The sequence below is a fragment of the Polaribacter sp. genome (assembly GCF_039939415.1).
Classification (GTDB): domain Bacteria; phylum Bacteroidota; class Bacteroidia; order Flavobacteriales; family Flavobacteriaceae; genus Polaribacter.
In genome coordinates this window covers 1-4,578 of sequence record NZ_JBDVJE010000023.1, presented here as the reverse complement: position 1 = coordinate 4,578, position 4,578 = coordinate 1, and the positions used below count along the sequence as shown (strand labels likewise).

4 protein-coding genes are annotated in these 4,578 nt (G+C 28.3%); all 4 read right to left on the bottom strand.

Features of this window, described 5'->3' with window-relative positions:
* On the bottom strand, positions 1–837 hold an 837-nt coding region (locus tag ABJG40_RS03895), incomplete at its 3' end, for a sialate O-acetylesterase (protein WP_348023266.1).
* A 308-nt stretch (positions 838–1,145) separates the two neighbouring features.
* Complete coding sequence (locus ABJG40_RS03890) at positions 1,146–2,615, bottom strand: GDSL-type esterase/lipase family protein (protein ID WP_348023265.1); 1,470 nt, start codon at positions 2,613–2,615, stop codon at positions 1,146–1,148.
* Positions 2,616–2,629: 14 nt separating this feature from the next.
* On the bottom strand, positions 2,630–4,189 hold the full coding sequence (locus ABJG40_RS03885) for a sialate O-acetylesterase (protein WP_348023264.1): 1,560 nt from the start codon (positions 4,187–4,189) through the stop codon (positions 2,630–2,632).
* Between the two features lie 88 nt (positions 4,190–4,277).
* A partial coding sequence (locus ABJG40_RS03880; RefSeq protein WP_348023263.1) for a hypothetical protein occupies positions 4,278–4,578 on the bottom strand: 301 nt, incomplete at its 5' end.

Here is a 4,578-nt window from a genome sequence, read left to right as displayed (position 1 = left end):
CATTGCAGGAAATAACTTTTTGTAATCATTAGGTTTTTTACGATTACTTTCTCCTTGATACCATAAGGCTCCTTTTATTGTATAAGGAATTAATGGATGTATCATCGAATTATACAATACTGTGGGGTTATATTGGGCTCTCTTTTTAAGGTTTACATTGCTTAAATCTACTTTTTTATAAGTGCTAAGTACTTCTTTACTCATCCAAGCTTGTACAATACTACCTCCCCAAGAAGTATGAATTAAACCAACGGGGCAATCTAAAACTTCTTGCAATTGACTACCAAAAAAATAAGCTACTGCACTAAACTTAGATATACTTTGAGGAGTAGAATTTTGCCACCCAGTAAATTTTTGAATTTTATCTAAAGGTGTTTTTGACGCTACTTTTGCAACATTAAAAATACGTAAATTTTTATTATGAGATTTTGTTTTTGCCTTTAAAGATCCAAAAGTTGGCTGTCCGTTATAACCATTAATAGGTTGCTCCATATTAGATTGCCCAGAACATAACCAAACTTCTCCAAAAAGAATATTATCTAGTCTAATATCCGAAGATTTACCCTTAATATTAATAAACTGAGGTTCTTTACTATTGGTTGTTTTTACTTCTATTTTCCAGTTACCTTTATCATTAGCCTTAAAACTAATCTTCTTTTTTAACCAAGAAGTTTTAATAGTAATTTTTTCATTTACATCTGCCCAACCCCAAAGTACAACAGTAGTATTTCTTTGCAAAACCATATTAGAGGAAACGATTTTTGGTAGCTTAATTTCTGCATTTACAGATGTAATTAATAATAGCGTAACTATTATTGCTATAATATATTTTTTCATTTTTTTATTTTTTATTTTTTATTATTATGATGAATTTCTACTACTTTACAATCCTATAAAATTTGTTATGGTTCTGTCATTTCAAAACGTATTAAATAGGTTAATCCTTTCTTTTGAATCATTGATATTATCACGCCTATTATAAACAGTATCTTTATCAACACCTGTTATTTTTTGGTACGTAAATTTTACAGTTGTATTTTTTTAATTAACTGGTTTTCTTTGTTCTTCTCTTTTTTATTACTGTTGCAAGAAGCAATTATAAAAGTGAATACAATAAGGATTCCGTATTTTAATTTCATTTTAGGTTATTTTATTGCTTTAGCAATTTTATTAGCTAAAACTTTATAACCTTCATTGTTAAGGTGTACACCATCTTTAGTATATTTTACGAATACATCTTTCATTAGTTTATTTACATCTAGCAATGTCACATTTTGTTCTGTTGCAATTTCTTTAATAGTAGGAATTACCCATTCGTTTAAATGTTTTATTCGTTCTTTAATTTTTGGGTCTCTACTTTTTCGATGTTCATAAATTGGCATTGGTGTTAATACATATATTTCTACATTTGCATTTTTACGTTTGTAATTATTTATGAGCTTAATATATTGACTTTTAAACTCTTCTTGAGCTGTACCGATAAAATCTGTTTTTCTTGATGCATCTAAACACCATTTAGAATTTGCATCATTTGTACCAAACATTATTAAAACAATATCAGGCGTAAATTTTAATGAGTTTTTGTAATGTTTCTTTTTAAAATAAGGATGATTTGTGCCATTTAATAAAGTTGCACCACCTTTTCCGAAATTTTTTACTTGATATTTTTCACCTAACTTATCTTGTAAAAATTTAGGATATTTAGCTTCTGTATTACTATCTCCAATACAAGAAATATGTTTAATATTTTTAACAACGGTGGGTTTGCCTTTTATATAACACAGTTTTTCTAAAAAAACATCTGTTTGATAGGTAGTTAAATTATAATATTTATTGCCAGCTCCTTTTCTAAAAAAATCACCGTTAAAAAAGCCATGGTCAACATTTTCTATCGCAATTAACTCAATATTATTACCAGCTTTTTTCATTAAATTGGTAAAACGTTCTGCATTTTCAAAAGGCACTGTTTTATCTTCTTTTCCATGAAAAATTAACATAGGTGGCATATTTTTTTTCACTTGATGACAGGGAGATATTTCTGTTTCTCTACCTATCACTTTTTTTGAACCATACCCTTTTTTTGTAGTATCTAAAACTGGATTATAAGCAACAATAGCATTAGGAATAGAACTAACAGATAAATTTTCTTTACTATTGTCAAGACCATCTATTAAAGCTGTATTTATAGCAATATGCCCTCCTGCAGAACCTCCACTTGCAATAATTTTGTTAGGATTAATATGTAACTCTTTTGCATTTTCTCTAACAAATCGAATTGCAGATTTTGCATCTTCAACAGCATCAAAAGGAGAACTTTTATGTGTCTTTTGAATTCTATATTCTGCAGATATTGCCAAAATACCTCTAGAGGCAAAATATTTACTTTGTTGATAAAATTGTTCTGGAGTTCCACCAACCCAACCACCACCAAAAAAGAAGACAATTACTGCAGTTGGTTTTTTAGATAATTTAGGTTTAAATAGATGAAGATATAAGCTATCTCCATTTACCTCTTTATATACTATTTTTTTATCTGGAGTAATGTTTTGAGCTCCAACATTTAAAATTGAAACAAATAATAATAGCAATATAATTATAGTTTTTTTTGATTTCATTCTGTTAATTATCTCTAAGGTTTAAAAGTATCTGTTCTAAACGGATATGCAGGTAAATTAGCTTCGTTAACTAAATTAACATTGGGGTTTCCTGTAAATGCATACCTTACATACAATGGTTGTTCTAGCTCTTTACAATTTAATATAATTTTTTTACCTTTTATTTTAGCTTCTGCAGCAAACCATTCTTTTGAATTGTCTGATAACCAAAAACTTGTTGGTGTTTTGCCATCTGTTGTTTTTAATTTTTTTACATTATTAAAATATACAATAATTGATTGTCTTTTAACTTTTACCTTTTTTGCTGTTGGCCCAAAAGCTTTAACTTTTTTATTAAGAACTTTGTGAGCAGCAAGTAAAGCTGCTCGTTTACCAACAGGTAGTTTATCTTTAGGATCTATGTTTTTTGCATTGCCCAAATCAATTGTATTTACAACAGATGTATTTGGCAGTGCTAGTATTTTTAATTGAGATTCTCGCATCCATGCCCAAGAATGAGCACTAGGTGTATTTGGGGCTATATTTCTATCAGTTTTTAATTCTTTTCCATAACCAGGAAGCATTACAACTAAAAAATGTAATTTTTCATTATCCCATTTTTTTCGGTATTGTAATATCCATTCTTTAAGAACATCTCCATATTTTAACATTCCAGAATTTCTAGAAAACCAAGGTTTTTTCACCATTCCAAACATAGATTGTGTATTTCGTTCTCCTTGATACCAAACCAAACCTCTACATGCGTAAGGAATTAATGGATGCATCATGGCATTATATAGAATATTTGATTGTCTTCTTAAAAAAATATCATCTGCTTTTTTCCATGGTTTTGGTCCGTCTAAAATAGCTGTTATTCTATTTTTTGTTTTGCTATCAGCATCAAACTCATCCATTAATATTTTAAAATGCGGAACTGTTTCTGTCATATTTCTAGGCATCCAAGCTTCTATAGAAGAACTACCCCAAGAAGTTAAAATAATACCAATAGGTGCATTTGCAGATTTTTCTAAAAAATAGGCAAATGAAAATGCTACTGCACTGTTAGGGTATTTTACTGACCAGTTACCTTCGCAAGTATCTTGAGGTGTAAAAGCAACTGTGTTTTTTACTTTAAAAGTTCTAATATTTTTTGCTGATGGAACTAGTTTTTTTACTTCTGGTGCCCCATTTACAGAAAATTGCATGTTCGATTGCCCTGAACAAATCCAAATATCTCCAATTAAAATATCAGAAATCTCTATGTTTTTTTTATCCAAAGAAGAAGAAATTATCATCTTTTGGGGTTTAAAACTTGCTGGTAATGGGTTTAATTTTAAAATCCATTTTCCATTAGCATCTGTTATTGCTTGCTTTTTTAAATTTGCAAATTTTACAGTAATGGTTGTTCCTGGTGGTGCTTTACCCCAAACAGGAATTGGCATATCTCTTTGTAATATCATATGATTTTTAAAAAGAGAACCTACCTGAAAAGCTGTTTTTGTATCTAAATTAAATTTAGATTGTGAAAAACCTGAATTACTAAAAAGTAAAACACATAGTATTGCTAAGTAATTATATTTAAGTTTAGCTCTCATTTCTATCAATTACACATTAAAAAATATATTTATTCTATATCAAAAACTATTAAAGCAACATTTTTTAAAACAGCTATTTTATCTAAAATTAGTTCAGTTTTACAGCAATTACATTTAATGATAAAGGCGCTAGTTCAATTTTTAAAATTTGATTCTTTATCTTATTATATATCTTCTCTGTATAAACAGGAGTTACATCTTCAGGCATTTGACCTGAGAATGTTTTTACAGTATAATTTGGTTGTAATTTAAATTCTGAAGTTTTAATATTTACTGTTTCTATGGTGTCATTTTTATTAATTAAAATAACATTTAAATTTTCATTCAATTCATCAATACTAGCATAGGTTCTTACAAAACCATTTACTCTAGGTACCTTTATATAATAA